At 67.0% G+C, this 22,128-nt stretch carries 22 protein-coding genes; 9 read left to right on the top strand and 13 right to left on the bottom strand.

Annotated elements, in window-relative coordinates; translation table 11 throughout:
- Nucleotides 1-144: 144 nt before the first annotated feature.
- The 4 genes from DVW87_RS07500 to DVW87_RS07485 form a co-directional block, all read right to left on the bottom strand.
- Complete coding sequence (locus DVW87_RS07500) at nucleotides 145-1,050, bottom strand: PAS domain-containing protein (RefSeq protein ID WP_114687194.1); 906 nt, start codon at nucleotides 1,048-1,050, stop codon at nucleotides 145-147.
- Nucleotides 1,051-1,439: 389 nt separating this feature from the next.
- Nucleotides 1,440-3,470, bottom strand: coding sequence for an RNA polymerase sigma factor RpoD (rpoD, locus tag DVW87_RS07495; protein WP_114687193.1), 2,031 nt, complete (start codon nucleotides 3,468-3,470; stop codon nucleotides 1,440-1,442).
- On the bottom strand, nucleotides 3,470-5,335 hold the full coding sequence (gene dnaG / locus DVW87_RS07490; RefSeq protein ID WP_114687192.1) for a DNA primase: 1,866 nt from the start codon (nucleotides 5,333-5,335) through the stop codon (nucleotides 3,470-3,472). Before dnaG ends, rpoD begins: the two co-directional genes overlap by 1 nt.
- Nucleotides 5,336-5,571: 236 nt before the next feature.
- Nucleotides 5,572-6,024, bottom strand: a complete 453-nt coding sequence (locus DVW87_RS07485) for a GatB/YqeY domain-containing protein (protein ID WP_114687191.1) — start codon at nucleotides 6,022-6,024, stop codon at nucleotides 5,572-5,574.
- 99 nt (nucleotides 6,025-6,123) lie between these two features.
- On the opposite strand from DVW87_RS07485, the gene carA reads away from it, so the two are divergent.
- From carA to DVW87_RS07460, 5 genes are all read left to right on the top strand, one after another.
- Complete coding sequence (gene carA / locus DVW87_RS07480) at nucleotides 6,124-7,299, top strand: glutamine-hydrolyzing carbamoyl-phosphate synthase small subunit (RefSeq protein ID WP_114687190.1); 1,176 nt, start codon at nucleotides 6,124-6,126, stop codon at nucleotides 7,297-7,299.
- Between the two features lie 71 nt (nucleotides 7,300-7,370).
- Entirely contained in the window at nucleotides 7,371-7,595 is a 225-nt protein-coding gene (locus DVW87_RS07475; RefSeq protein ID WP_147276230.1) for a hypothetical protein, read from the top strand.
- Nucleotides 7,595-10,927: a carbamoyl-phosphate synthase large subunit gene (gene carB, locus DVW87_RS07470; protein ID WP_114687188.1), complete on the top strand. Its 3,333-nt coding sequence runs from the start codon at nucleotides 7,595-7,597 to the stop codon at nucleotides 10,925-10,927. The genes DVW87_RS07475 and carB overlap by 1 nt, the downstream gene beginning before the upstream one ends.
- Before the next feature lie 84 nt (nucleotides 10,928-11,011).
- On the top strand, nucleotides 11,012-11,488 hold the full coding sequence (greA, locus tag DVW87_RS07465) for a transcription elongation factor GreA (protein WP_114687187.1): 477 nt from the start codon (nucleotides 11,012-11,014) through the stop codon (nucleotides 11,486-11,488).
- 26 nt (nucleotides 11,489-11,514) lie between these two features.
- A complete protein-coding gene (locus tag DVW87_RS07460; protein ID WP_181814767.1) occupies nucleotides 11,515-12,123 on the top strand; it encodes a rhomboid family intramembrane serine protease in 609 nt (202 codons plus the stop codon).
- A gap of 70 nt (nucleotides 12,124-12,193) precedes the next feature.
- On the opposite strand, the gene DVW87_RS07455 is transcribed toward DVW87_RS07460, so the two are convergent.
- The 5 genes from DVW87_RS07455 to DVW87_RS07435 are packed head-to-tail and all read right to left on the bottom strand — an operon-like array spanning nucleotide 12,194 to nucleotide 14,091.
- The gene (locus DVW87_RS07455) at nucleotides 12,194-12,430 is read right to left on the bottom strand and encodes a DUF4170 domain-containing protein (protein WP_114687185.1); all 237 of its coding nucleotides are present in this window, start codon (nucleotides 12,428-12,430) and stop codon (nucleotides 12,194-12,196) included.
- Nucleotides 12,431-12,478: 48 nt separating this feature from the next.
- Nucleotides 12,479-12,943 carry a hypothetical protein gene (locus tag DVW87_RS07450; RefSeq protein WP_114687184.1) on the bottom strand — a complete coding sequence of 155 codons (465 nt, stop codon included), beginning with the start codon at nucleotides 12,941-12,943 and terminating at the stop codon, nucleotides 12,479-12,481.
- A gap of 11 nt (nucleotides 12,944-12,954) precedes the next feature.
- Nucleotides 12,955-13,206 (bottom strand): hypothetical protein, encoded by a 252-nt coding sequence (locus DVW87_RS07445; RefSeq protein ID WP_114687183.1) that lies wholly within the window; start codon nucleotides 13,204-13,206, stop codon nucleotides 12,955-12,957.
- Nucleotides 13,203-13,553 carry a phage holin family protein gene (locus DVW87_RS07440; RefSeq protein ID WP_239017816.1) on the bottom strand — a complete coding sequence of 117 codons (351 nt, stop codon included), beginning with the start codon at nucleotides 13,551-13,553 and terminating at the stop codon, nucleotides 13,203-13,205. The genes DVW87_RS07445 and DVW87_RS07440 overlap by 4 nt, the downstream gene beginning before the upstream one ends.
- Complete coding sequence (locus tag DVW87_RS07435) at nucleotides 13,546-14,091, bottom strand: hypothetical protein (protein WP_114687181.1); 546 nt, start codon at nucleotides 14,089-14,091, stop codon at nucleotides 13,546-13,548. The genes DVW87_RS07440 and DVW87_RS07435 overlap by 8 nt, the downstream gene beginning before the upstream one ends.
- Nucleotides 14,092-14,239: 148 nt before the next feature.
- Between DVW87_RS07435 and eno the strand changes: the two genes are divergently transcribed.
- Nucleotides 14,240-15,517: a phosphopyruvate hydratase gene (gene eno / locus DVW87_RS07430; protein ID WP_114687180.1), complete on the top strand. Its 1,278-nt coding sequence runs from the start codon at nucleotides 14,240-14,242 to the stop codon at nucleotides 15,515-15,517.
- Between the two features lie 41 nt (nucleotides 15,518-15,558).
- Nucleotides 15,559-15,873: an FtsB family cell division protein gene (locus DVW87_RS07425; protein ID WP_114687179.1), complete on the top strand. Its 315-nt coding sequence runs from the start codon at nucleotides 15,559-15,561 to the stop codon at nucleotides 15,871-15,873.
- Between the two features lie 41 nt (nucleotides 15,874-15,914).
- Here DVW87_RS07425 and DVW87_RS07420 read toward each other — a convergent pair whose 3' ends face one another.
- Nucleotides 15,915-16,787 (bottom strand): alpha/beta fold hydrolase, encoded by an 873-nt coding sequence (locus DVW87_RS07420; protein ID WP_114687178.1) that lies wholly within the window; start codon nucleotides 16,785-16,787, stop codon nucleotides 15,915-15,917.
- A 60-nt stretch (nucleotides 16,788-16,847) separates the two neighbouring features.
- Nucleotides 16,848-18,245 carry an MFS transporter gene (locus tag DVW87_RS07415; protein WP_114687177.1) on the bottom strand — a complete coding sequence of 466 codons (1,398 nt, stop codon included), beginning with the start codon at nucleotides 18,243-18,245 and terminating at the stop codon, nucleotides 16,848-16,850.
- Between the two features lie 177 nt (nucleotides 18,246-18,422).
- On the opposite strand from DVW87_RS07415, the gene DVW87_RS07410 reads away from it, so the two are divergent.
- Nucleotides 18,423-18,779 carry a hypothetical protein gene (locus DVW87_RS07410; RefSeq protein ID WP_239017815.1) on the top strand — a complete coding sequence of 119 codons (357 nt, stop codon included), beginning with the start codon at nucleotides 18,423-18,425 and terminating at the stop codon, nucleotides 18,777-18,779.
- 58 nt (nucleotides 18,780-18,837) lie between these two features.
- Nucleotides 18,838-19,245 carry a DoxX family protein gene (locus DVW87_RS07405; RefSeq protein WP_114687176.1) on the top strand — a complete coding sequence of 136 codons (408 nt, stop codon included), beginning with the start codon at nucleotides 18,838-18,840 and terminating at the stop codon, nucleotides 19,243-19,245.
- On the opposite strand, the gene DVW87_RS07400 is transcribed toward DVW87_RS07405, so the two are convergent.
- Both DVW87_RS07400 and DVW87_RS07395 read right to left on the bottom strand, forming a co-directional pair.
- Nucleotides 19,237-19,728 (bottom strand): hypothetical protein, encoded by a 492-nt coding sequence (locus DVW87_RS07400; RefSeq protein ID WP_114687175.1) that lies wholly within the window; start codon nucleotides 19,726-19,728, stop codon nucleotides 19,237-19,239. The genes DVW87_RS07405 and DVW87_RS07400 overlap by 9 nt on opposite strands.
- Nucleotides 19,729-19,785: 57 nt before the next feature.
- Complete coding sequence (locus DVW87_RS07395; RefSeq protein ID WP_114687174.1) at nucleotides 19,786-22,110, bottom strand: ATP-dependent helicase; 2,325 nt, start codon at nucleotides 22,108-22,110, stop codon at nucleotides 19,786-19,788.
- Between the last annotated feature and the right edge of the window lie 18 nt (nucleotides 22,111-22,128).

The following is a 22,128-nucleotide window of genomic DNA, read 5'->3' as shown; positions in this document are numbered from 1 at the left end:
CTTCCAACAACGAAGCGGCGCAGCCCTTGAACTGCCGGACACCGTTATACCGAAGCACGTAAAGATGCGGTTTATGCGCCGTTTAGCATCCGGGGCTGCGTACCCCGCCTTTCGGGCAGCGGGCGGCAAGCTATCGGGCCGCGATCAGGCCGATGCGCGCGCGATCAGGGCGGTGACGCCGCGGACGGCACCGTTCAGGCGCAAGGCCGCCAGGCCGATCCGCACGGGCACCGGTGCGCTGCGGTTGACGAGCAGCCTGGCATTGACCACCTGCGGCTCGCCGCTGGCGATCACCGCTTCGATGGCATCGCCCGTCAAGGCCCGGGCGGAGATGTCGAGGAGGCTGACGAAGCGGACGCTGGCAAGCGCTTCGCCCGACAGGCCCGTAAGAGCCTCCAGCAAGGAGTCCGGCGCTTCCAGATAGCCGCGCAGGTTGATCCGGGCGACGGCCATGTCGCGCATCGCCTCCAGCGCCTGACGCCGGGCATCGTCAACGGCGCGCGCCTCCGCGAGATCGGCGGCCAGCGTCGCATCGCGCGCGGTGAGGGTCACGCCGCCGCCATGGGGCGCGATCGCCACCATCAGCGTCCGGCAGGGATAAGTCGGCGAAGGAAGTTCCAGACTTTCGGCGACGCCGGTGCCGGCCACGCGGCGCACGGCCTCCGCCAGGATCGTGCCGGCGCTGCTCGAACTGAGGCCGGCCACGTTGGCGCCCACCGCCGCTGCCTCGCCGAAATAGGCCCGCGCCGCCTGGTTGGCGAAGCTGACGCGCAGGGAGCCATCGGCGACCACCACCAGATCGCTGACCCCATCGACCAGCGTTCCATCGATATCGGCCGAGGTCCCCGCCTCTTCGCCTGACGGCGCACATAGCGCCTCCATCACATCAATGGTCGTCAACACGAATCGCGGGCGACCGCGCTGCAGCACATAGACGGGCGAGCGGGCCGCCCGATCCTGCCAGATGCCGAAATGACGTACGAGATCGGAGGAGGTGACGACCTGGTCGCGACCAGGCTCCAGGCGGGCGATGCGAGTGGGGGCGTTCATGCGCCAAAACAACAAGCTAACCCGCAGTCGGGCAACGTGATACTGCCCGATCGGTCCCGCTATTCACGAAGAAACCGGCCATTTCGCGCCGGAATGGATCGAAACAGACGATCTGTTCGACCAAAGTTGGTCCCACACCGCCCCGTCTGTTCCGCAATTCACGGAATAAGCGCGCGCGCGGCATTGTCGCCGTCGCAAGCTCGGGCGGGCAAAAGAGGGTGAGGCCGCAGCGATGCTGCCGGTCTCCTGCTTCGGTTGCGGAAGAGGCGCCGGTCCCGCGCCCTTTTCCTCCGATCGAAGGAGCGCGCCGCTTCTCCCCCGCCTGTCCGCGGTGCGCATGGGGGCGGCCCCGGCGAAGACTGGTCCTCCTCGCCGGGGCCGCTTGCCGCTTACTGGTCCAGGAACGACCGCATCTTGCGGCTGCGCGACGGGTGTTTGAGCTTGCGCAGCGCCTTGGCCTCGATCTGGCGGATGCGCTCGCGCGTCACCGAGAACTGCTGGCCGACCTCCTCCAGCGTGTGATCGGTGTTCATGCCGATGCCGAAGCGCATGCGCAGCACGCGCTCCTCACGCGGGGTGAGGGAAGCCAGGACGCGAGTGACGGTTTCCTTCAGGTTGGCCTGGATCGCGGCATCCACCGGGATCACGGCGTTCTTGTCCTCGATGAAGTCGCCCAGATGGCTGTCTTCCTCGTCGCCGATCGGCGTTTCGAGGGAGATCGGCTCCTTGGCGATCTTCATCACCTTGCGCACCTTCTCGAGAGGCATCGAGAGGCGCTCCGCCATTTCCTCCGGCGTCGGCTCGCGGCCCTGCTCGTGGAGGAACTGGCGGCTGGTGCGGACCAGCTTGTTGATCGTCTCGATCATATGCACCGGAATGCGGATCGTGCGCGCCTGGTCGGCGATCGAGCGGGTGATCGCCTGACGGATCCACCAGGTCGCATAGGTCGAGAACTTGTAGCCGCGGCGATATTCGAACTTATCGACCGCCTTCATGAGGCCGATATTGCCCTCCTGGATCAGATCCAGGAACTGCAGGCCGCGATTGGTGTACTTCTTGGCGATGGAGATGACGAGGCGCAGGTTCGCCTCGACCATCTCCTTCTTGGCGATCCGCGCCTCGCGCTCGCCCTTCTGGACCATGTTCACGATGCGGCGGAACTCGCCCAGCGCCATGCCGGTCTGCTGGCTGATCTCGCTGATCTCGATCCGGATACGGTCCACCGCATCCGCCTCGTTGGCAGCGAAATTGCCCCACTTCTTGTCCACGCCCTTGACGCCCGGCAGCCACTGCTCGTCGAGCTCGTGGCCGACATAGCGGTCGAGGAAGTCCTTGCGCGGCACCTTGTGGCGCTCGGCCAGGCGCAGCATCTGGCCGCCCAGCGCGGTAAGGCGGCGATTGAAGCTGTAGAGCTGATCGACGAGATACTCGATCTTGGCATTGTGGAACTGCACCGATTCCACCTCGGCGGTCAGTTCCTCGCGCAGCTTCTGGTACTTGCGCTCGTCCGCGGCCGACAGCTCGCCGCCGGCGCCCATCTGATCCAGGCGGCTTGCCTGCATCTTGGAGAACTTCTTGTAGATCGCGGTGATGTTGGCGAACCGCTCCAGCGCCATCGGCTTGAGCTGCTCCTCCATCTGCGCCAGGCTGAGGGTGTTGTCCTCCTCCTCGTCGTCGCTGGGGCGCGGCGCGCGACGCTCGGTCATGTCGTCGTCATCGTCGTTCGACGCGACTTCCTCGGGCTCCTCCTCTTCCTTGAAGGAGGGACCGGCGGCACTTTCGCTGATCTCGCCCGAATCGTCCTCGGCGCCCGCGACCTGCTCGGCCGACGGACCCTTGGAGAGCATGGCGTCGAGATCGAGGATCTCGCGCAGCTGCATGGTGCCTTCGTTGAGCGCGGTGGACCAGTCGATGATCGCGTTGAAGGTGATCGGCGATTCGCACAGGCCCAGGATCATCGTGTCCCGGCCGGCCTCGATCCGCTTGGCGATGGCGATCTCGCCCTCGCGCGACAGCAGCTCCACCGCGCCCATCTCGCGCAGGTACATGCGAACGGGATCGTCGGTGCGATCAACCGTTTCCTTCTTCTTCTCGACGACGAGTGCAGTGCCGTCGTCGGAAGATTCCGCCTCGGGCGTATCCTCGTCGTCGGCGCGCTCCTCGGTCTCGCCGTCCTCGCCCTGTTCCTCGTTCTCGACGATGTTGACGCCCATCTCGTTGAGCGCCGACATGATGTCTTCCATCTGGTCGGACGACATCTCGCCTTGCGGCAGCGCTTCGTTGAGCTGGTCATAGGTGATATAGCCGCGCTTCTTGGCGCGGGCGATCACCTTCTTGATGTTCGCATCGTTGAGATCGATCAGCGGCGCGTCCCCGGTGTCGCTCGTGTCCTGGACGTCCGCCATATCCGTCTTCGCCATCAATTGCCCTCGGCCTTGAATGCTCTTGCGTCTTCGTTTGCCTGCACGAGATTTGCAAGCCGCGCTTCGAGCGCCTGTTTTTCCCGCACCAGCGATACCTGCCGCTCGAACGCCTCGTCCGAGTAATGGGCCTGCATCGCCGCCGTCGCCTCGGCCAGAGCCGCGTTCACCTCCGGCCCCGCGACCAGAATCGCGATCGCTTCATCGAGATCGGCCCGAGCCATGGCTGGATCGGCATCCCTCTCGGTGAAAGAACAACGAAGCTGGTCGGCGCGCAAGAGATCACCCGCGATCTGGTCGAAGCCGGATTTCGCCAATATGGTAACCAGGCGCTCGGTATCAAGCGCCCTGTCCTCCACCGCGAGATCGACAACAGCCTCGAACAGGCGTCCCAGCGCACCATCCGCGAGCTTCAGGGAGCCCAACACCTCCATGTGGCGGGCGATCTCGGCGGGATGGCGGATGAGCCCGGCGAGCACCGCCTTGGCGAGCACGCGATCGATACCCGCGGCCTTCACCGCCAGCGCCTGCTCGGTCGCGGGGGCGAGCGGCGGCTTCCACCTGGTGCCGGGTGCACGCGGCGTCCACTCGCGGCGCGCCGGGCGCGCGGCCTCGCGCAGCGCGTCGAAGCGAGCGCGAAAGTCCGCCTTGTATTCCGCCTGAACACCCGGATGCGCGATCGTCTGCGCGAGTTCCTGCATGCGCTGGCGAAAACCGGCACGCTGCTCGGGTGTGGCAAGCGGTTCTGCGGCGTGCTCGTGCGCCCAAAGTCGGTCGACCAATGGCTGCGCCTGGGCGAGGAGCGCCTCGAACGCGCCAGCGCCCTTGCCGCGGACGAGGTCGTCCGGGTCTTGGCCGTCCGGCAACGTCACGAACGACAGGCTCTTGCCCGGCTGCAGCAGCGGCAAAGCGCGGTGGGCGGCGCGGATCGCTGCCTTCTGGCCGGCCGCATCGCCGTCGAAGCAGAGGATCGGCACGTCGGACAGGCGCCACAGCCGTTCGAGCTGCGCCTCGGTGAGCGCGGTGCCGAGCGGCGCGACCGCCTCGCCGAAGCCGGCCTGGGCGAGCGCGATCACGTCCATATAGCCTTCGACCACCAGCACGCGGCCCGCCTTGCGCGACGCAGGGGACGCGCGGTCGAGGTTGAAGAGCGTGCGCCCCTTGTCGAACAAGGGGGTCTCGGGAGAGTTGAGGTATTTCGGCTCGCCGTCACCGATGATCCGGCCGCCAAAGGCGATCGTCCGGCCGCGTTGGTCGCGGATGGGGATCATCAGCCGCCCGCGGAAACGGTCGTAGGGCTCCTTGTTGTCGACCTGGATCAGCAGGCCGGCTTCCACGAGCAGCTGGTCGCCATATTCCTTGAGATCGGCGCGCAGCTTGCCGCGACTGTCCGGCGCGAAGCCCAGGCCGAACGCCTTGGCCGTCTCCGGCTTGACGCCGCGCTTGGCGAACACGGCGCGCGCCTCCGCGCCGGCAATGCCGCCCAGTTGCTGGACGAACCAGTCGGCGGCGTCCTCGCACGCCTCGACCAGGCCCTTGGCGCGCTCGGCCTTTTTGGCCGCGTGGCGATCCTGTGCCGGCATGGCGAGGCCGGCGGCCTGCGCCAGCTCCTTGACGGCATCAATGAAGGGCAGGCCGCGCTGGTCGGTCATCCAGCGAATGGCGTCGCCGTGCGCGGAGCAGCCGAAGCAGTGATAGAAGCCCTTCTCGTCGTTGACGTAGAAGCTGGGCGTCTTTTCGTTGTGGAACGGGCAGCAACCGCGAAACTCGCGACCGGCCTTGGTCAGCTTGGTCGTCTTGCCGATCAGCGCGGACAGGTGCGTGCGGGCACGCAGTTCGTCCAGAAAGGCGGGCGAGAGACTCATGCCTGCGAGTATAACTTGTATTGCTCGGATGCGCGGAAATGGCAATCGGAGGAAAAGAAGAAAGGTGGTTCACGCGAAGGCGCGAAGGCGCGAAAAGGGCGCATGATTGGTCACAATCGGGTCCCGCCCTGCTCGCCGCGCCAGCAGCTGTGAACCCTTCTTGATCGGCGCTGACGCGCCAATCATCAGGCTGACCTCTTCGCGCCTTCGTGCCTTCGCGTGAACAATCTGCCTTCTTACGAGAGCGCCGCCTTCACCAGCCCGCTCGCCTTCGACATGTCCAGGTTCGCCGCGTGGCGGGACTTCAGCTCCGCCATCACGCGGCCCATGTCCTTCCTGCCCGACGCGCCCAGCTCCGCCTTGATCGCCTCGATCGCGGCGCGGGTCTCGTTCTCGCTCATCTGCTGCGGCAGGAAGCGCTCGATCACCGCGACCTCCGCCTCTTCGCCCGCGGCAAGCTCCTCGCGCCCGCCCTGGCGATACATGGCGATCGATTCGCGGCGCTGCTTCACCATCTTCTGGAGCACCTCGACCACCAGCGCGTCGTCGTCGGCCACCGGCCCTTGCGTGCGCGCCTCGATGTCGCGGTTCTTGATTGCGGCCTGCATGAGGCCGATCGCGGCGCGGGATTCCTTGTCGCCGGCCTTCATGGCGGCGATCTGGGATTGCTTGATGTCGTCTCGAATCATGGAGAGCCGTGTAGCGACGGTTGACGGATCGGGGGAGGGGGTCTAGCCGCCGCCACTTAGCGAACATCGCCGACCACCAACCAGGAGTGCCCGCCCGCAATGGCCGACGCCAACCCTCATGCTGCGCCCGCCAAAGCCCCCGAGGGCGCCACGGGCGTTCTCGTCCTCGCGAACGGGGAGGTGGCGTGGGGCCGAGGCTTCGGCGCGGAAGGCGAGGCGGTGGGCGAGGTATGTTTCCACACCGCGATGACCGGCTATCAGGAGATCATGACGGATCCGTCCTTTGCCGGGCAGATCATCACCTTCACCTTTCCGCATATCGGCAATGTGGGCGCCAACCCGGACGACGTGGAGGCGGACGACCCCCACGCGCTGGGCATGATCGTGCGCGAGGACGTGACCGCGCCGTCCAACTTCCGCTCGGCCGAACGGCTGGACGAGTGGATGAAGAAGCATGCGCGTATCGGGCTGGCGGGAGTCGACACCCGCGCGCTGACCAAGCGCATCCGGCAGGGCGGCGCGCCCAACGGCGTGATCGCGCATTCGGCGAGCGGCGAGTTCGATATTCCGCTGCTGCTCGACATGGCGCGCAGCTGGCCGGGGCTCGAAGGCATGGACCTCGCCAAGGACGTGTCGACGGAAACGCATTACGGCTGGGCGGGCGGCGTGTGGCGGCTGGGATTCGGCTATGGCGCTGACGAGGACGCGGCGGACCGCCCCCATGTTGTCGCCATCGACTATGGCTCCAAGCGCAACATCTTCCGCAATCTCGCTCATGCCGGTGCGAAGGTGTCGGTGGTGCCGGCGACCGCCACGGTCGAGCAGATCATGGCGCTCAAACCCCAGGGCATCTTCCTGTCCAACGGCCCCGGCGATCCCGCCGCGACTGGCGAATATGCCGTGCCGGTGATCCGCGCATTGCTCGACACCGGGCTGCCGCTGTTCGGCATCTGCCTTGGCCACCAGCTCCTTGCGCTGGCGGTGGGCGGGCGCACGACCAAGATGTTTCAGGGCCATCGCGGCGCCAACCACCCGGTCAAGCGTCTGGCGGACGGCGTCGTGGAGATCACCAGCATGAACCACGGCTTCGCGGTGGAACGCGAGAGCCTGCCCGCCAATGCGCGCGAGACGCATGTGTCGCTGTTCGACGGCTCCAACGCGGGGCTGGAGCTGACCGACCGGCCGGCGTTCTCGGTGCAGTATCATCCGGAGGCGAGCCCGGGGCCGCAGGACAGCCTGTATCTGTTCGAGCGATTCGTAGGGATGCTGCGGTGAGGCCGGGCCGGCTCATCGTGCCGATGCTGCCGGCTCTGCTAACTGGATGCGCAATCATCTTTGGCCATCCCATGACCGAAGACGAGTTTGCCCAAGCCGAGGATCGATGTGACCTGAAGGGCGCGACACTGATCGAGGGCAGCTTGATAAAAGGCAATCCTTCAATCATCGAGGCACCTGCGAGCATCCGGCCTTCTGATTGGGACGGCAAGTTAGATTGCGTAGCTCGCCTGTTCGGCGGCGATGGGGTCTCCAAGGCAACGTCCAACTCTTTCGTAATTAGGTTCTCGAGCTAATGCCCAAGCGCACCGACATCTCCTCCATCCTCGTGATCGGCGCGGGGCCGATCGTTATCGGTCAGGCGTGCGAGTTCGATTATTCGGGCGTGCAGGCGATCAAGGCCCTGAAGGAAGAGGGCTATCGCATCGTCCTGGTCAATTCGAACCCGGCGACGATCATGACCGATCCCGAGCTCGCCGACGCGACCTATGTGGAGCCGATCACGCCCGAGATCGTCGCCAAGATCATCGAGAAGGAGCGGCCGGACGCCGTCCTGCCGACGATGGGCGGGCAGACCGCGCTCAACACGGCGCTGGCGCTGTTCGAGGACGGCACGCTGGCGAAGTTCGGCGTTCAGATGATCGGCGCCGATGCCGAGGCGATCGACAAGGCGGAGGACCGGCAGAAGTTCCGCAATGCGATGGACAAGATCGGGCTGGAATCCGCCCGCAGCCATGTCGCGCATTCGGAAGCCGAGGCGCTGGAAGGCCTCGCCAAGGTCGGCCTGCCGGCGATCATCCGTCCGAGCTTCACGCTGGGCGGCACTGGCGGCGGCGTGGCGTACAATCGCGAGGAGTTTCTGGAGATCGTCCGCAAGGGGCTCGACGCCTCACCGACCACCGAGGTGCTGATCGAGGAATCGCTGCTCGGCTGGAAGGAATATGAGATGGAGGTCGTGCGGGATCGCAACGACAACGCCATCATCATCTGCTCCATCGAGAATGTCGATCCGATGGGCGTCCATACGGGCGATTCCATCACCGTCGCGCCGGCGTTGACGCTGACGGATAAGGAATATCAGATCATGCGCAACGCCAGCATCGCGGTGCTGCGCGAGATCGGCGTGGAGACGGGCGGCTCCAATGTGCAGTTCGCGGTCAATCCGAAGGACGGCCGCCTCATCGTCATCGAGATGAACCCGCGCGTGTCGCGCTCCTCCGCGCTCGCCTCCAAGGCGACCGGCTTCCCGATCGCCAAGGTCGCGGCGAAGCTGGCGGTGGGCTATACGCTGGACGAGATCACCAACGACATCACCGGCGCGACGCCGGCGAGCTTCGAGCCGACGATTGACTACGTCGTCACCAAGATTCCGCGCTTCGCCTTCGAGAAGTTCAAGGGCGCCGAGCCGATCCTGTCCACCGCGATGAAGTCGGTCGGCGAGGTCATGGCGATCGGCCGCAATATCCATGAGAGCCTGCAAAAGGCGCTGCGCGGGCTGGAAACGGGGCTCTCCGGCTTCAACCGCGTCGATCACCTCGCCGGCGCACCGCGCGCGGAGATCGAGGCGGCGCTGTCGCGAGCGACGCCGGACCGGCTGCTGGTCGCGGCGCAGGCGCTGCGCGAGGGCTTCACCGTCGCGGAGGTGCATGCGATCGCCAAATACGATCCATGGTTCCTGGAGCGGATCGCCGAGATCGTCGCGGCCGAGGAAGAAGTCTGCCGCGAGGGGCTGCCGATCGAGGCAGCGGGGATGCGCCGCCTCAAGTCGATGGGCTTCAGCGACAAGCGTCTCGCCTGGCTGGCGCTGCAATCGGCGAACCTGCGGGGCATGCAGCGCGGCATCGCGCGCGGCTCTGGCCTGATTCACGATGCCGTCGTGGCGATGACCGGCGGGGTGACCGAAGGTGAGGTGCGCGCGCTGCGGCATCGGCTGGGTGTGCGGCCGGTGTTCAAGCGGATCGACACTTGCGCGGCGGAGTTCGACGCGAAGACGCCCTACATGTACTCGACCTACGAAGCGCCGACCTTCGGCGAGCCGGAGAACGAGAGCCAGCCGACAAGCGCGCGCAAGGTCGTGATCCTGGGCGGCGGTCCGAACCGCATCGGGCAGGGGATCGAATTCGATTACTGCTGCTGCCACGCCTGTTTCGCGTTGGGCGACGCGGGCTTCGAGACGATCATGGTCAACTGCAATCCGGAAACGGTGAGCACCGACTATGACACCTCCGACCGCCTCTATTTCGAGCCGCTGACGGCCGAGGACGTGCTGGAGATCCTGCATGTCGAGGCGAGCGAGGGCGAGCTCGTCGGCGTCATCGTGCAGTTCGGCGGACAGACCCCGCTCAACCTCGCCAAGGCGCTGGAGGAGGCGGGCATCCCGATCCTCGGTACCTCGCCCGATGCGATCGACCTGGCCGAGGATCGCGAGCGGTTCGCGGCGCTGGTCAACAAGCTTGGCCTGAAGCAGCCGGCCAACGGCCTTGCGCGCAGCCGCGAGGAGGCGATCGCCGCCGCCGAGCGGATCGGCTATCCCGTGCTGATGCGGCCGAGCTACGTGCTCGGCGGGCGGGCGATGGAGATCGTCGACGGGCGTACGCAGCTTGAGGAATATATCCAGACCGCAGTGCAGGTGTCCGGCGACTCGCCGGTGCTGATCGACCAGTATCTGCGCGACGCGATAGAGGTCGACGTGGACGCGATCTGCGACGGCACGGACGTGGTGGTCGCAGGCGTGCTCCAGCATATCGAGGAGGCGGGCGTCCATTCCGGCGACAGCGCCTGCTCGATCCCGCCCTACAACCTGCCACGGGACGTGATCGCCGAGATCGAACGGCAGACCGTCGCCCTGGCCAAGGCGCTGAAGGTCGTCGGCCTGATGAACATCCAGTTCGCGGTGAAGGACGGCCTGGTCTACCTCATCGAGGTCAACCCGCGCGCCAGCCGCACCGTGCCGTTCGTCGCCAAGGCGATCGGCGCGCCCATTGCCAAGATCGCGGCGCGGGTAATGGCCGGCGAAAAGCTCGCCAACCTTCCGGCCATTGATCGCGACATCGGCTATTCGGCGGTGAAGGAAGCGGTGTTCCCCTTCAATCGCTTCCCCGGCGTCGACCCGGTGCTGTCGCCGGAGATGAAGAGCACGGGCGAGGTGATGGGGATCGATCCCGATTTCACCCTGGCCTTCGCCAAGTCGCAGCTCGGCGCCGGCACCGTCCTGCCGGCGAGCGGCACCGTCTTCATCAGCGTGAAGGACGGGGACAAGATGGCGATCCTCCCGGCGGCCCGACTGCTGGCGGAACAGGGCTTTGCCATCGTCGCGACGGGCGGCACCGCGGACTTCCTGACGGCAAACGGGGTGCAGGTGGAGCGCATCAACAAGATTGCGCAAGGCCGTCCGCACATCGTCGACCGGATCAAGGATGGCGATGTGCAGCTGATCTTCAACACCACGGAAGGGTGGCAGAGCCTGAAGGACTCGCAGCCGATCCGCGCCACGGCGCTGTCGTTGAAGATCCCGTACTTCACGACGGCACCTGCCTCCGTGCAGGCGGCGGAGGCGATTGCCGCCCTTGCAACGCGGCGGCTTGAAGTGCGCCCGCTCCAGTCCTACTATTCGCGCTCGCACAACTGATCTCCGGACATGCTGATGTAAGTGCGGGCGCGGCCCTTCGGGGACGGGCTAGGGGGAAGTTTTCAGACGAGCGAAGGACAGGGAATGGCGACCGTCGAAAAGATGCCGATGCTGCAGGAAGGCTATGACAAGCTGACCGCGGACCTGCGTCGCCTGAAGGAAGAGCGTCCGCAGGTGGTGGATGCGATCGAGGAAGCGCGCGCGCATGGCGATCTTTCGGAGAACGCCGAATATCATGCGGCCAAGGAGCGCCAAGGCCAGATCGAGGCGTCGATCGCGGACATCGAGGACAAGCTGTCCCGCGCGCAGGTGATCGATCCCAAGGACCTGTCGGGCGACAAGATCGTGTTCGGCGCGACGGTGACCCTGCTGGACGAGGACGACAAGCCGGTTCGTTACCAGATCGTCGGCCAGACGGAGGCGGACGCCAAGACCGGCCGCATCTCCTACAATTCGCCGATCGGCCGCGCGCTGATCGGCCGGTCGATCGACGACGAGGTGGAAGTGTCGGTGCCGGCTGGCGACCGCTATTATCTCGTGTCCAAGATCGAGTTCATCTGAACGGGTTCCATCTTCCTCGCGGGCGGGTGACGGATGCACTTGTTGCGTTCGCGTTGTTCGTCGCGCTTCTGCTGATCCTGCCGACCGGCGCGGCAGGCTGGGCGGGCTATTTCGCGTTCCTGCCGGCCGACATCCTTGGTGGAGCCCTGCAGGAGACGCCGGTGCGCGCGGCGCTGTCGCCGCTCGTGTCGCAGTTCCTGAGCGTCGGCGTGCTGGGCACCGCGCTCAACCTTGTGTTTCTGCTGATCGTCGGCCGGTATCTGGAGAAGGCGCTGGGCGGCGCCGGCATGCTCGCGCTGTTCGTGGCGGGAGCATATGGTGGCGCACTGGCGCGGTTGTTGCTGACGCCGGGATCGCTTGTGCCGACCATCGGTTGCGAGTCCGCGATCCTCGCGATGATCGGCGGCTATCTCATGCTGTATGGCCTGCCGCGGGCGGTGCCGGTGATGCCGGGTCGTCCGCGATTGCACCAGATTGCGGCCGTCGCAGCGATCTGGACCGCGTTTCAGCTGCCGTTCGTGCTGCTTTCGGGTGCGGGGGCGCTGTCGGTCGGGCTCGTCGAGCCGCTCGGCGGCCTGATCGCGGGCGTGGCGCTTGCCCGGCCGCTGCTCCTGTGGCGGTATCGCAAGGCGTAGCGGCCCTGCGATAGCCCGTGCACACGCGGTTCCGATCGGCCCGCGCCGCGAGCCGATCGACCGAGCCCGGTTAGGCCTGGACTTCCGGAGAGGTCAGCAGGTTCGGCTCGAGCAGCCGGTGCAGGTGCACCACCACGAACTTCATCTCCGCATCGTCCACCGTGCGCTGCGCGGCCGCGCGCCAGGCGCGCTCGGCGCTGGCATAATCGGGGAAGACGCCGACGATCTCGAGGTTCGAAGGGTCGGCGAAGTCGAGGGTGCGCGGGTCCTTCACGCGACCGCCAAAGACGAGATGCAGCTTGCTCATATCGGTTTCCGCTGGGGAGGGGGTTCTCCCCCTCCCTAGCGGCGACGGTCAGCCTTTGGAACCCTCGGCGGGCGGATTGGCTGCCTTGCTGGCGGCGAGCGCTGCGGTGCTTGCCGCGATCACCGCGCGGAGCACGTTCTGCGCCACCTGGCTGCCATGCTGGCTGGCGCTGTCGCGGGTAAGCCCTAAGGCACCGAGTTCGGCGCGGCCGCTGTCCTTCGCGGCTGCAACCGCGTCCTTGGTCGTGGAGGCAAGCTTGCGCCCGACCGGCGCGAGCAATTGCCTTTCCTGCTGTGCGCGCGGGAGCAGGGCGCCGGCGATCACGCCAACGGCAAGGCCGCCGACAACGGCCGGCAGCGGATTGGCCTCGATCGCCTCCACCGTCCGCCGGGCCGCCAGGCTCGCCTGCTCCCGTGCGTCGGTGACCGCCCTGCCGAGCGTGTCCTTCTTGGAAGCCGCGTCTGCCTGGCTTGCGCCCTTCGGCTTGGCTGCTGTGTTCTGCGTGTCCGCCATGGTTGGTTTCCTTATTTCTGCTGATCGGGGGAGCGGCGAGTGATCCGCCGCAATGCGCGAGCGAGCGGCTTCCGCGCCATGAACAGGGTCAGGGCTCCGGCGGCGCCGGCCAGCGGCACCTTGTTACGCACGGCCGCTTCCTTGACGTCCTCGGCCACGTTGGCCGGGCGTGCCCGCTCCTGGAGTTCGGCCAGGGTCTGCTGCATCCGCGCCTTTGCCAGATCGGCCCGCGCCTGCGCTGCCTTCACTTCCGGGGCGCTCATTGCCCGCCTCCAAACGCCACGGCGAACTTCCGGGCGGCCAGCCATCCGAGCAGGCCGGCGATTGCCAGGGTGACGATCACCACGACCGCGGTGGCGCCGCCTGGCCCGATCAAGGTCGCAAGCGTGAAGATCAGGCCCACCAACAGCGCAACCAGCGCCGACAGGGCCAGCACGAGCGCGGCCACGCCGAAGATCGCTCCGGATTTCGCCGGAGCGGAGCGGGAAGAGACCTCCGCCTTGTAGACGCCGATCTGCGCCCGGCCATATTCAACCGCATCGTCCCGCAGGCGCAGGACAAGCGTGCCGATGCTCTCTTCCTCCGCCGGGCGCATGCTGGCTTCAGGCATCGGTCTTGTTGGCATCGATCCCCGCCTTGACCACGCGCATCAGCACGAAGCCGAGCGCCGCGGCAGTGCCGATCGCAACGGCCGGGCTTTTCTCGACGAAGCCGCGGGCCTCGGCGACGAGTTCGTCCAGATCCTTGTTCTTCACCTTGCCGGAGAAGTCCGACACGGTGCTGGCCGCCGAGCGGGCGTAGTTGCCATATTGCTCGCCCAGCTTGCCGTCGACATTGCCCGCGGCATCCTGGAGCAGCCTGGCGAAATCGTCGAGCAGCGAGCCGGCCTTCGCCTTGCCGTCCTCGGCATAGGCGCGGGCCTTGTCGCCGGTGAAGGCGGTGAGCTTCTGCGAGGCATCGGAAAAGGCCTGCTTGGCGGTGCCCGCCGTCGTGCCGCCTGCCGTGCTGCCGGTTTCTTCCGACTTGTTCGCCTGCGGGCCGCCGGCGGCGCTGTCGAACTCGACTTCCATGGTGTCGAGCGGCGCGGCAGGAGAGAATTCGGTGCCGGTCGGCGGGGTTTCGTTTCCGCTGTTGTTCGTATCGGCCATGTTCAATGCCCTTCGTTCCGATGGTCGCCCGGTTCAACCGGCCTGCAAGCGTAACGTTCCATCCGCCCGGCCTGATTTGCCCCGTTGCGGCTTACTGGCTAGAGGCTCGCCTGCGCTCTGCCGCATCCACAGGATAGAGGATCGTTTCGTGACCGCAATCATCGACGTGCATGCCCGCCAGATCCTCGACAGCCGGGGCAATCCGACCGTGGAAGTGGACATGATGCTGGAGGATGGCAGCTTCGGCCGCGCCGCGGTTCCGTCCGGCGCGTCGACCGGCGCGCACGAGGCGGTGGAGCTGCGCGACGGCGACAAGAGCGTGTTCCTCGGCAAGGGCGTGCTGAAGGCGGTCAACGCCGTGAACGAGGAGATTGCCGACGCGATCCTCGGCCTGGAGGCGGAAGACCAGGCAGAGCTGGACGCCGCGATGATCGCGCTGGACGGCACGGAGAACAAGGGTCGACTGGGCGCCAACGCGATCCTGGGCGTGAGCCTGGCGGCGGCGAAGGCGGCGGCGGATGCGCGCGGGCTGCCGCTCTATCGCTATGTCGGCGGCGTGGCGGCGCATGTGCTGCCGGTGCCGATGATGAACATCATCAACGGCGGCGAGCATGCCGACAATCCGATCGACTTCCAGGAATTCATGGTCATGCCGGTCGGCGCCGCGACGCTGGCCGAGGCGGTGCGGTGCGGCGCGGAGATCTTCCACACGCTGAAGAAGAACCTGCACGACCAGGGGCTGGCGACGGCGGTGGGCGACGAGGGCGGCTTCGCTCCCAACATCGCCTCGACCAGCGACGCGCTGGATTTCATCATGCGTTCGGTGGAGCAGGCCGGGTACAAGCCGGGCGACGACGTCATGCTGGCGCTGGACTGCGCCGCGACCGAGTTCTTCCGCGACGGCCAGTATCATATCAGCGGCGAGGGCAAGGTCCTGTCGAGCGGGGAGATGGCCGAGTACCTCGCCGACCTCACCCGCCGCTATCCGATCCTGTCGATCGAGGACGGGATGAGCGAGGACGATTTCGAGGGCTGGAAGATCCTGACCGACCTGGTCGGCGACAAGGTGCAGCTGGTCGGCGACGACCTGTTCGTCACCAATCCGAAGCGCCTGCGCCAGGGCATCGCCGACGGCCTGGCCAACTCGCTGCTGGTGAAGGTCAACCAGATCGGCACCCTGTCGGAGACGCTGGAGGCGGTGTCGATGGCGCAGCGGGCGGGGTATACCGCCGTCATGTCGCACCGGTCGGGCGAAACCGAGGACGCGACGATCGCGGACCTGGCGGTTGCCACAAATTGCGGGCAGATCAAGACGGGCAGCCTGGCGCGTTCGGACCGGCTGGCCAAGTACAACCAGCTCATCCGCATCGAGGAAGAGCTGGCGGACGCGGCCGTCTATGCCGGGCGCAGCATTCTCAAGCGCTGATCAGGCTTGCTAGCTTTGGCCGGGGCGGGCAAAATGGCCACATGGCCAAACGCCCCGGCAAAGTCTCCGTCCTCCTTCGCCGCGCGGGTCCGCCGGCGCTGATGTTGATCGTTGTCGCCGTGTTCGGCGGCTATGCCGTGTTCGGACCGAACGGCGCGCTCGCTTATGGCGACATCCAGCGCCAGCTCGCCCGGCGTGAGGCAGAGCTTGCGGCCCTGAAGAAGCGCCAGGCCATTCTGGAGAACCGGGTGGCGCTGCTCGATCCCAAGCATGCCGATCCCGACATGGTGGACGAGCTGACCCGCAAGGACCTCAACGTGGTCCACCCGGACGAGATCATCGTGCCCCGCAACTAGGAAGGGTCGTCCCGGAACGTCGCTCCGGGGCGATGCGACCATCAGGGCTGGAGCAGCGCAGCCTCCTGTTCGCTCGACACGCCGCCGGGGGCCGCGCCAAGGAAGGTCAGCAGGTCTCGCGTGAACCGGTCGCTTTCGGTCACCGTCAGGCCGTGCGGCGCGCCGTCATATTCCACAAGCTGCGACTGCGCGATGCCCTTTGCCGCCGCGCGGCCGGTCGGGTCGATCGGCACGGTGTTGTCCGACGTGCCATGGACCACCAGCGTCGGGACGCGGAAGGCGGCCAGATCGCCGCGGAAGTCTGTATGGCCGAAGCTCTGCGCGCAGGCCAGGATCGGCTTCAGCCCGGCCATGTTGGCCACCTGTACCGCCCAGTCGATGGTATCGGACGTGACCGGAGCGGAGAGCATGCCGACGCCGAAGAAGTCCTTGAAGAAGCTGGGGAAGAAGCCGTGGCGATCCTTCTGGATGCCGGCGGCGATCTCCTGCAGCTTGGCTTCGGGCACGCCATCGGGATTGTCGTCGGTCTTCAGCATGTAGGGTACGACCGACGAGATGAGGCCGGCACCGATCACGCCCTGGCCGTTGTGCCGGCTCATGTAGCGGGCAACCTCGCCGCCGCCCATGGAGAAGCCGACGAGCGTCGCATCGGAGGTCGCGCCGGTTTCGCGCAACACGTCCGCCAGATCGTCGGCGAGCGTGTCATAGTCGTAGCCGGACCAGGGCTGACCGGACCGCCCGAAGCCGCGCCGGTCATAGGCAATCGCGCGGAAGCCGGCATTCGCCAGCGCCATGGCCTGCTTGTCCCAGCTGTCGGAGGACAGCGGCCAGCCGTGGATCAGGACCACGGGACGGCCCTCGCCCCAATCCTTCACGTACAGGTCCGTACCGTCGCGCGTCTTGATGTAGGGCATGGCGTTTCTCCGCTTTGATGCAGATCATTCAACGGGTGCACCCGCGCCCCGTTCCGCCGCCTATCGCGACTGTTTGAGGGTCGGCACCTCATCCTGCACTTCTGCAGGCGCGGGGTTGCGGATGGACGGGCGCAGCCGTGCAAGGCTGCACAATCCGGCGATCAGCGCCATCCCGGCGGCGACCAGCGGCGGCGTAGCGCCCGCGCCGAGGCCCAGCGCCAGGAGGACGGCGACGAGGGTCGCGCCGGTGGTCTGGCCCACCAGGCGCACCGTCGCGACGAGACCGCCCGCCGCCGCCGCGCGCTCTCGTGGAGCAGAGCCGATGATGAGCCGCGCATTGGGGGGCAGGAATGTCCCGAAGCCCGATCCGCAGAGCGCCATCCGCCACGCCACGTCCCAGTAGCCCGCGTCCGGCGGAAGGGTGGCGAGCAGGGTCAGCGCGGTGATGGAGATGGCCATGCCGATGCCGCCGAGCAACCCGGCGGGAATCCGGTCGGAAAGGAAGCCGGAGAGCGGCGCCACCAGCATGTTCGTCAGCGGCCAGGGCGCGATGGCGGCGCCCACCGCCGTGGCTGTCCAGCCGAACTCGTGCGTGAGCCGGAAGGGGGTGGACACGAGCAGCGTCTGCGAGGCGATAAAGGCGGTAAAGGCGCCGATGACGGACAGCGCCAGCACGGGCCGGCCAAGCAGGTCCACCGGCAGGATCGGCGCGGGGTCGACCAGCTCCCGGCGCACAAAGGCGACGCCCAGCGCGATGCCGGCGAGGACGATCGCGGCGGAGACAACGGGGCTGCTGCCATGAACGCCCGTTTCCGCGCCGCCGATGATGAGCCCGAACATCGCCGCGCACATCGCCGCGCCCAGCACGTCGAAGGGCTGCTCTCGCGGTTGCGGCGCCGGAAGAGCGCGGCCGAGGAGAAGGCTTATCACCGCAAAGGGCACGGCGCTGGCGAACACCCAGGGCCAGGGCGCGACCGCCAGCACCAGCCCGCCCAAGGTCGGCGCCGCCGCCGCGGAGCTTGCCACCACAACGGAGTTGATACCCAGCCCGCGGCCGAGCTGCTTTGCCGGATAGATCTGGCGCAGCAGCGCCGAGGACACGCTGAGCGCCGCGGCCGCGCCCACTGCCTGGCAGGCGCGCACGATCAGCAGGAAGGCGAGCGAATGGGCGAAGAAGCACAGCAGCGTGGAAACGGTGAAGACCAGCTGGCCGAGCTGATACATCCGCTTCAGGCCGATGCGCTCTCCCAGTCCTGAAAAGGGCAGGAGGAGCATGACCAGGAAAAGCTGGTAGACGGTGACGATCGCCACCACTTCCGAACTGGTTGCGTGAAGATCCCGCGCGATGGTGGGCAGGGCGACGTTGGCGATGCCGCCGTCGATGATGACCAGGGCGGAACCCGCCGAGATCGCGGCGATCGCGGGGTAACGGCGAGGCAGCGGCAATCCATCGCTCATGCGCAGGAACCCTCGCCGCCGGGCCGGGCGCCGAACGACGCTCGCCCAAGTCGAGGCTGGCGGACCGGTTCGGACGGGAGAGAATGCGGCATGGCGATGTTTGTAGGCCCAGCGGGGAACAGACGGAAAGCCCAAAGGTTCTTGCTGCATCGCAGCGAGAGAGGGTATGGTGCCCTTATGTCCGGAACTCTGACCCTGAAGCGCCCCGCCGTGGCGGCGGCCCCGGCGGCACCCGCCTGCACGCCGATCATCTTCGAAGCGATCGTCCGCAAGATGTGCCTTTCCGCCACCTACAATCGGGTGGAGATGACGCTGGCGCCGCACATCCTGTACACCAAGCATGACGAACTGTTCATGGACGCGGAGCCGATCGCGCGCGAGGGCAAGCCGCCGCGCGAGCCGAAGATCGCCACGTTCAAGCTGGCGGGGTTGTCGGCCGTCCGGCTCACGCCGCGCGCCTTCCAGCGCAGCCCGCTGTTCGAGGCGGATGCCGAGCGGTATTCCGGCGTCACGCTGATGGCGATCGAAGGCTGACGTTTTCCCGGAGCAAGAGATCGGGGCGACCTTCGCAGAGGCCTAACATCGTCGCCGCATGGCCTTCGCGGTGAGGGAAACGCGCGGTCGGCGGATCGCTCGCTGGCTGTTGATGGGCTTTTACGCGATTGCCGGGATCGCCCATCTCCTCGTCGCGCCGGCGATGGTGTCGATCATGCCGCACTGGGTGCCGACCCCGCATCTGGTCGTGCTGGTGACGGGACTGTGCGAGCTGGCGGGCGTGGTCGGCCTGGCGACGCGTCGCTGGCGCGTGGCGGCGGCGTGGGGCCTCGCCGCCTATGCCGTGTGCGTGTTCCCCGCCAATGTGCAGCATGCGATCCGCGACCTCGGGACCGGCACCGGACTTCCGATCTGGTACCATGGTCCCCGCCTGCTGCTGCAGCCGGCGATCGTCTGGTGGGCATTGTGGGCAGGCGGTGCCTGGCCGCGTCGCCGATCAGTGTAGCGCGGCGAGAAGCTGTTCCTTGTTCATCCTGGAACGGCCGGGAATGTCCCGCTTGATCGCCGCCTGATAGAGCTCGGCGCGCGTGCGGTGATCGCGAAAGGGCGCGGTCTTCTGGGCCACGTCATGCGGCTGGGCGGAGTGCTGTTTGCCCTTCTTCGTGTCGGCTCGCTTCTTGGCCGTGGTCCGGCGGTATTCCGCGTCGCTCAGCGCCTCCCGGGCCTGTTTGGGGAGGTAGCGCTCGCCCGTCTTGCCGCTCTCCTCGCCCGACTTCGTTCCCCAATCCTCCTCCGTCCACTGGTGCAGCGAGTTGTCCTCGTCCTTGCCGCCGACATAGCCGCCGCCGCGCTTCTGATATTCCGCAACGGCCATTTGCGCCTTGCGCGCAGACCATTGCCCGCGCTTGCCGCCCTTGGCGCCGGCGGTGATCTCGTGCTTCACCTTTTCCCAGAGTTCGGGATCCGTCTTCTGCGCTGTCTCGGACATGTCGGCCTCCTCTCGCCAGAATGCACGAAACCGAGAAAAGGAGGCAGGATCGCGCCGTCAGGCTGCGGTGACGAAGCTGTCCATCACGCGCTTGCGGCCGGCCTGCTCGAAATCGATCTCCAGCTTGTTGCCCTCGATCTGCGCGATGTCGCCGTACCCGAACTTCTGGTGGAACACGCGCTGCCCGACGCTGAGATCGCCGCGGCCCTTGTTGCCGATGCTGACGGCGGACGCGCGGGATTCAACCACACGCTGCGGCTCGCGGGTGAAGGTGCGGCTGGTCCATTCACCCCCGGGCCGGGTGCCCGTGGAGGTAGCGCCCAGCGTGCCGGCCGCGCGTTGCCAGCCCGGCCCTCGACCGGTGCCGCGGCCGACATCGGCAAAGGGATCGGCGCGTTCCGACCAGTTCGCCCGCCACAGCGACTCGCCGCCGCTCATGGTCGTCTCCGTTTCCACATGATGGCCGGGCAGCTCCGCCACGAAGCGCGAAGGGATGGACGACGTCCATTGCCCGTAGATGCGCCGGTTGGCCGCATGGAGGATCACCGCGCGGCGGCGGGCGCGCGTGATCGCGACATAAGCGAGCCTGCGCTCTTCCTCGAGGCTGGCGAGCCCGCCTTCGTCCAGCGCCCGCTGCGACGGGAAGAGGCCTTCCTCCCATCCCGCCAGGAACACGGTGTCGAATTCCAGTCCCTTGGCGGCATGGATGGTCATGATGGTGACCTTGGGCTCGTCCGCCGCATTCTCGTTGTCCATGACGAGGCTGACATGTTCGAGAAAGGCGCCGAGCGACTCGTATTCCTCCATGGCCCGGACGAGTTCGTTCAGGTTCTCGAGCCGGCCTGCGGCTTCCGCCGACTTTTCGGCCTGCCACATGGCAGTGTAGCCGCTTTCGTCCAGCACCTGGCGGGTGAGATCCGGATGCTGCAGCTCGCCCGCCATGCTGCGCCAGCGGGCCATGTCGCCGACCAGGCTGCCAAGCGCCCGGCGTGCCTGGGGCGTGAGCTCGTCGGTGTCGAGGATGCGGGCGGCGGCCGTGGCAAGCGGGATGCCCTCGCGCCGGGCGAGCTGGTGGACCTTGGCCAGCGCCTTGTCGCCCAGACCGCGCTTCGGCGTGTTGACGATGCGCTCGAAAGCGAGGTCGTCCGCGGGCTGCGCGACCACGCGCAGATAGGCGAGGGCGTCGCGGATCTCCTGCCGCTCGTAGAAGCGAAAGCCCCCGACGATGCGGTAGGCGAGGCCGATCGCGATGAAGCGGTCTTCGAACTCGCGCGTCTGGTGCTGTGCCCGGACGAGGATGGCGATTTCGTCCAGCGACTTGCCCGCGCGCTGGCACGCCTCGATCTCGTCGCCGACCCGGCGGGCCTCCTCCGGCCCGTCCCAGACGCCGAGCACCTTCACCTTCTCGCCCGCGTCGAGCTCGGTCCACAATTCCTTGCCGAGGCGGCCCGAATTGTTGGCGATCACGCCGGAGGCCGCGCCAAGGATATGCGGGGTGGAGCGGTAGTTCTGTTCCAGCCGGATGACCTTCGCGCCGGGGAAATCGCGTTCGAACTTCAGGATGTTCTCCACCTGAGCGCCGCGCCAGGAGTAGATCGACTGGTCGTCGTCGCCGACGCAGCAGATGTTCTTGCGCTCCTGCGCCAGGAGGCGGAGCCAGAGATACTGGACGCTGTTGGTGTCCTGATACTCGTCCACCATGATGTAGCGGAAGCGCTGCTGATACTGGGCCAGCACGTCGCGCTCGCGCTTCAGGATGGTCAGCATGTGCAGCAACAGATCGCCGAAGTCGCAGGCGTTCAGCGCGCGCAGCCGATCCTGATAGGCGGCATATAGCTGCTGGCCACGGCCGTTGGCGTAAAGCTCCGACTCGCCGGCATCGAGGTCGGCGGGGGTCAGGCCCTTGTTCTTCCAGCCATCGATCAGCCCCGCCAGGCTTCGCGCCGGCCAGCGTTTTTCGTCGAGATCGGCCGCCTGGATGAGCTGCTTCAGCAGGCGCAGCTGATCGTCGGTGTCGAGGATGGTGAAATTGGATTGAAGTCCGACCAGCTCGGCATGGCGCCGCAGCATCTTCGCCCCGATCGCGTGAAAGGTGCCGAGCCACGGCATGCCTTCCACCGCATCGCCGACCAGCCGGCCCACGCGCTCACGCATCTCGCGCGCGGCCTTGTTGGTGAAGGTGACCGACAGGATCTCGGACGGGTAGGCCTTGCGGGTCCACAGGAGATGCGCGAGCCTGGCGGTGAGCGCCGCGGTCTTTCCGGTGCCGGCGCCGGCGAGAACCAGCACGGGGCCGTCGGTGGTGAGCACGGCGTCGCGCTGGGGCGCGTTGAGCGAGCGCAGATAGGCGGGTTCGGCGGCAGGCGGAGAAAGGTCGTTCACCGCCGAACAGGTAGGGAA

The sequence above is a fragment of the Sphingomonas aracearum genome, assembly GCF_003345355.1.
Lineage (GTDB): Bacteria > Pseudomonadota > Alphaproteobacteria > Sphingomonadales > Sphingomonadaceae > Sphingomonas > Sphingomonas aracearum.
The sequence above is the reverse complement of the archived record's forward strand: the minus strand, read 5'-3'. Positions and strand labels throughout refer to the sequence as shown.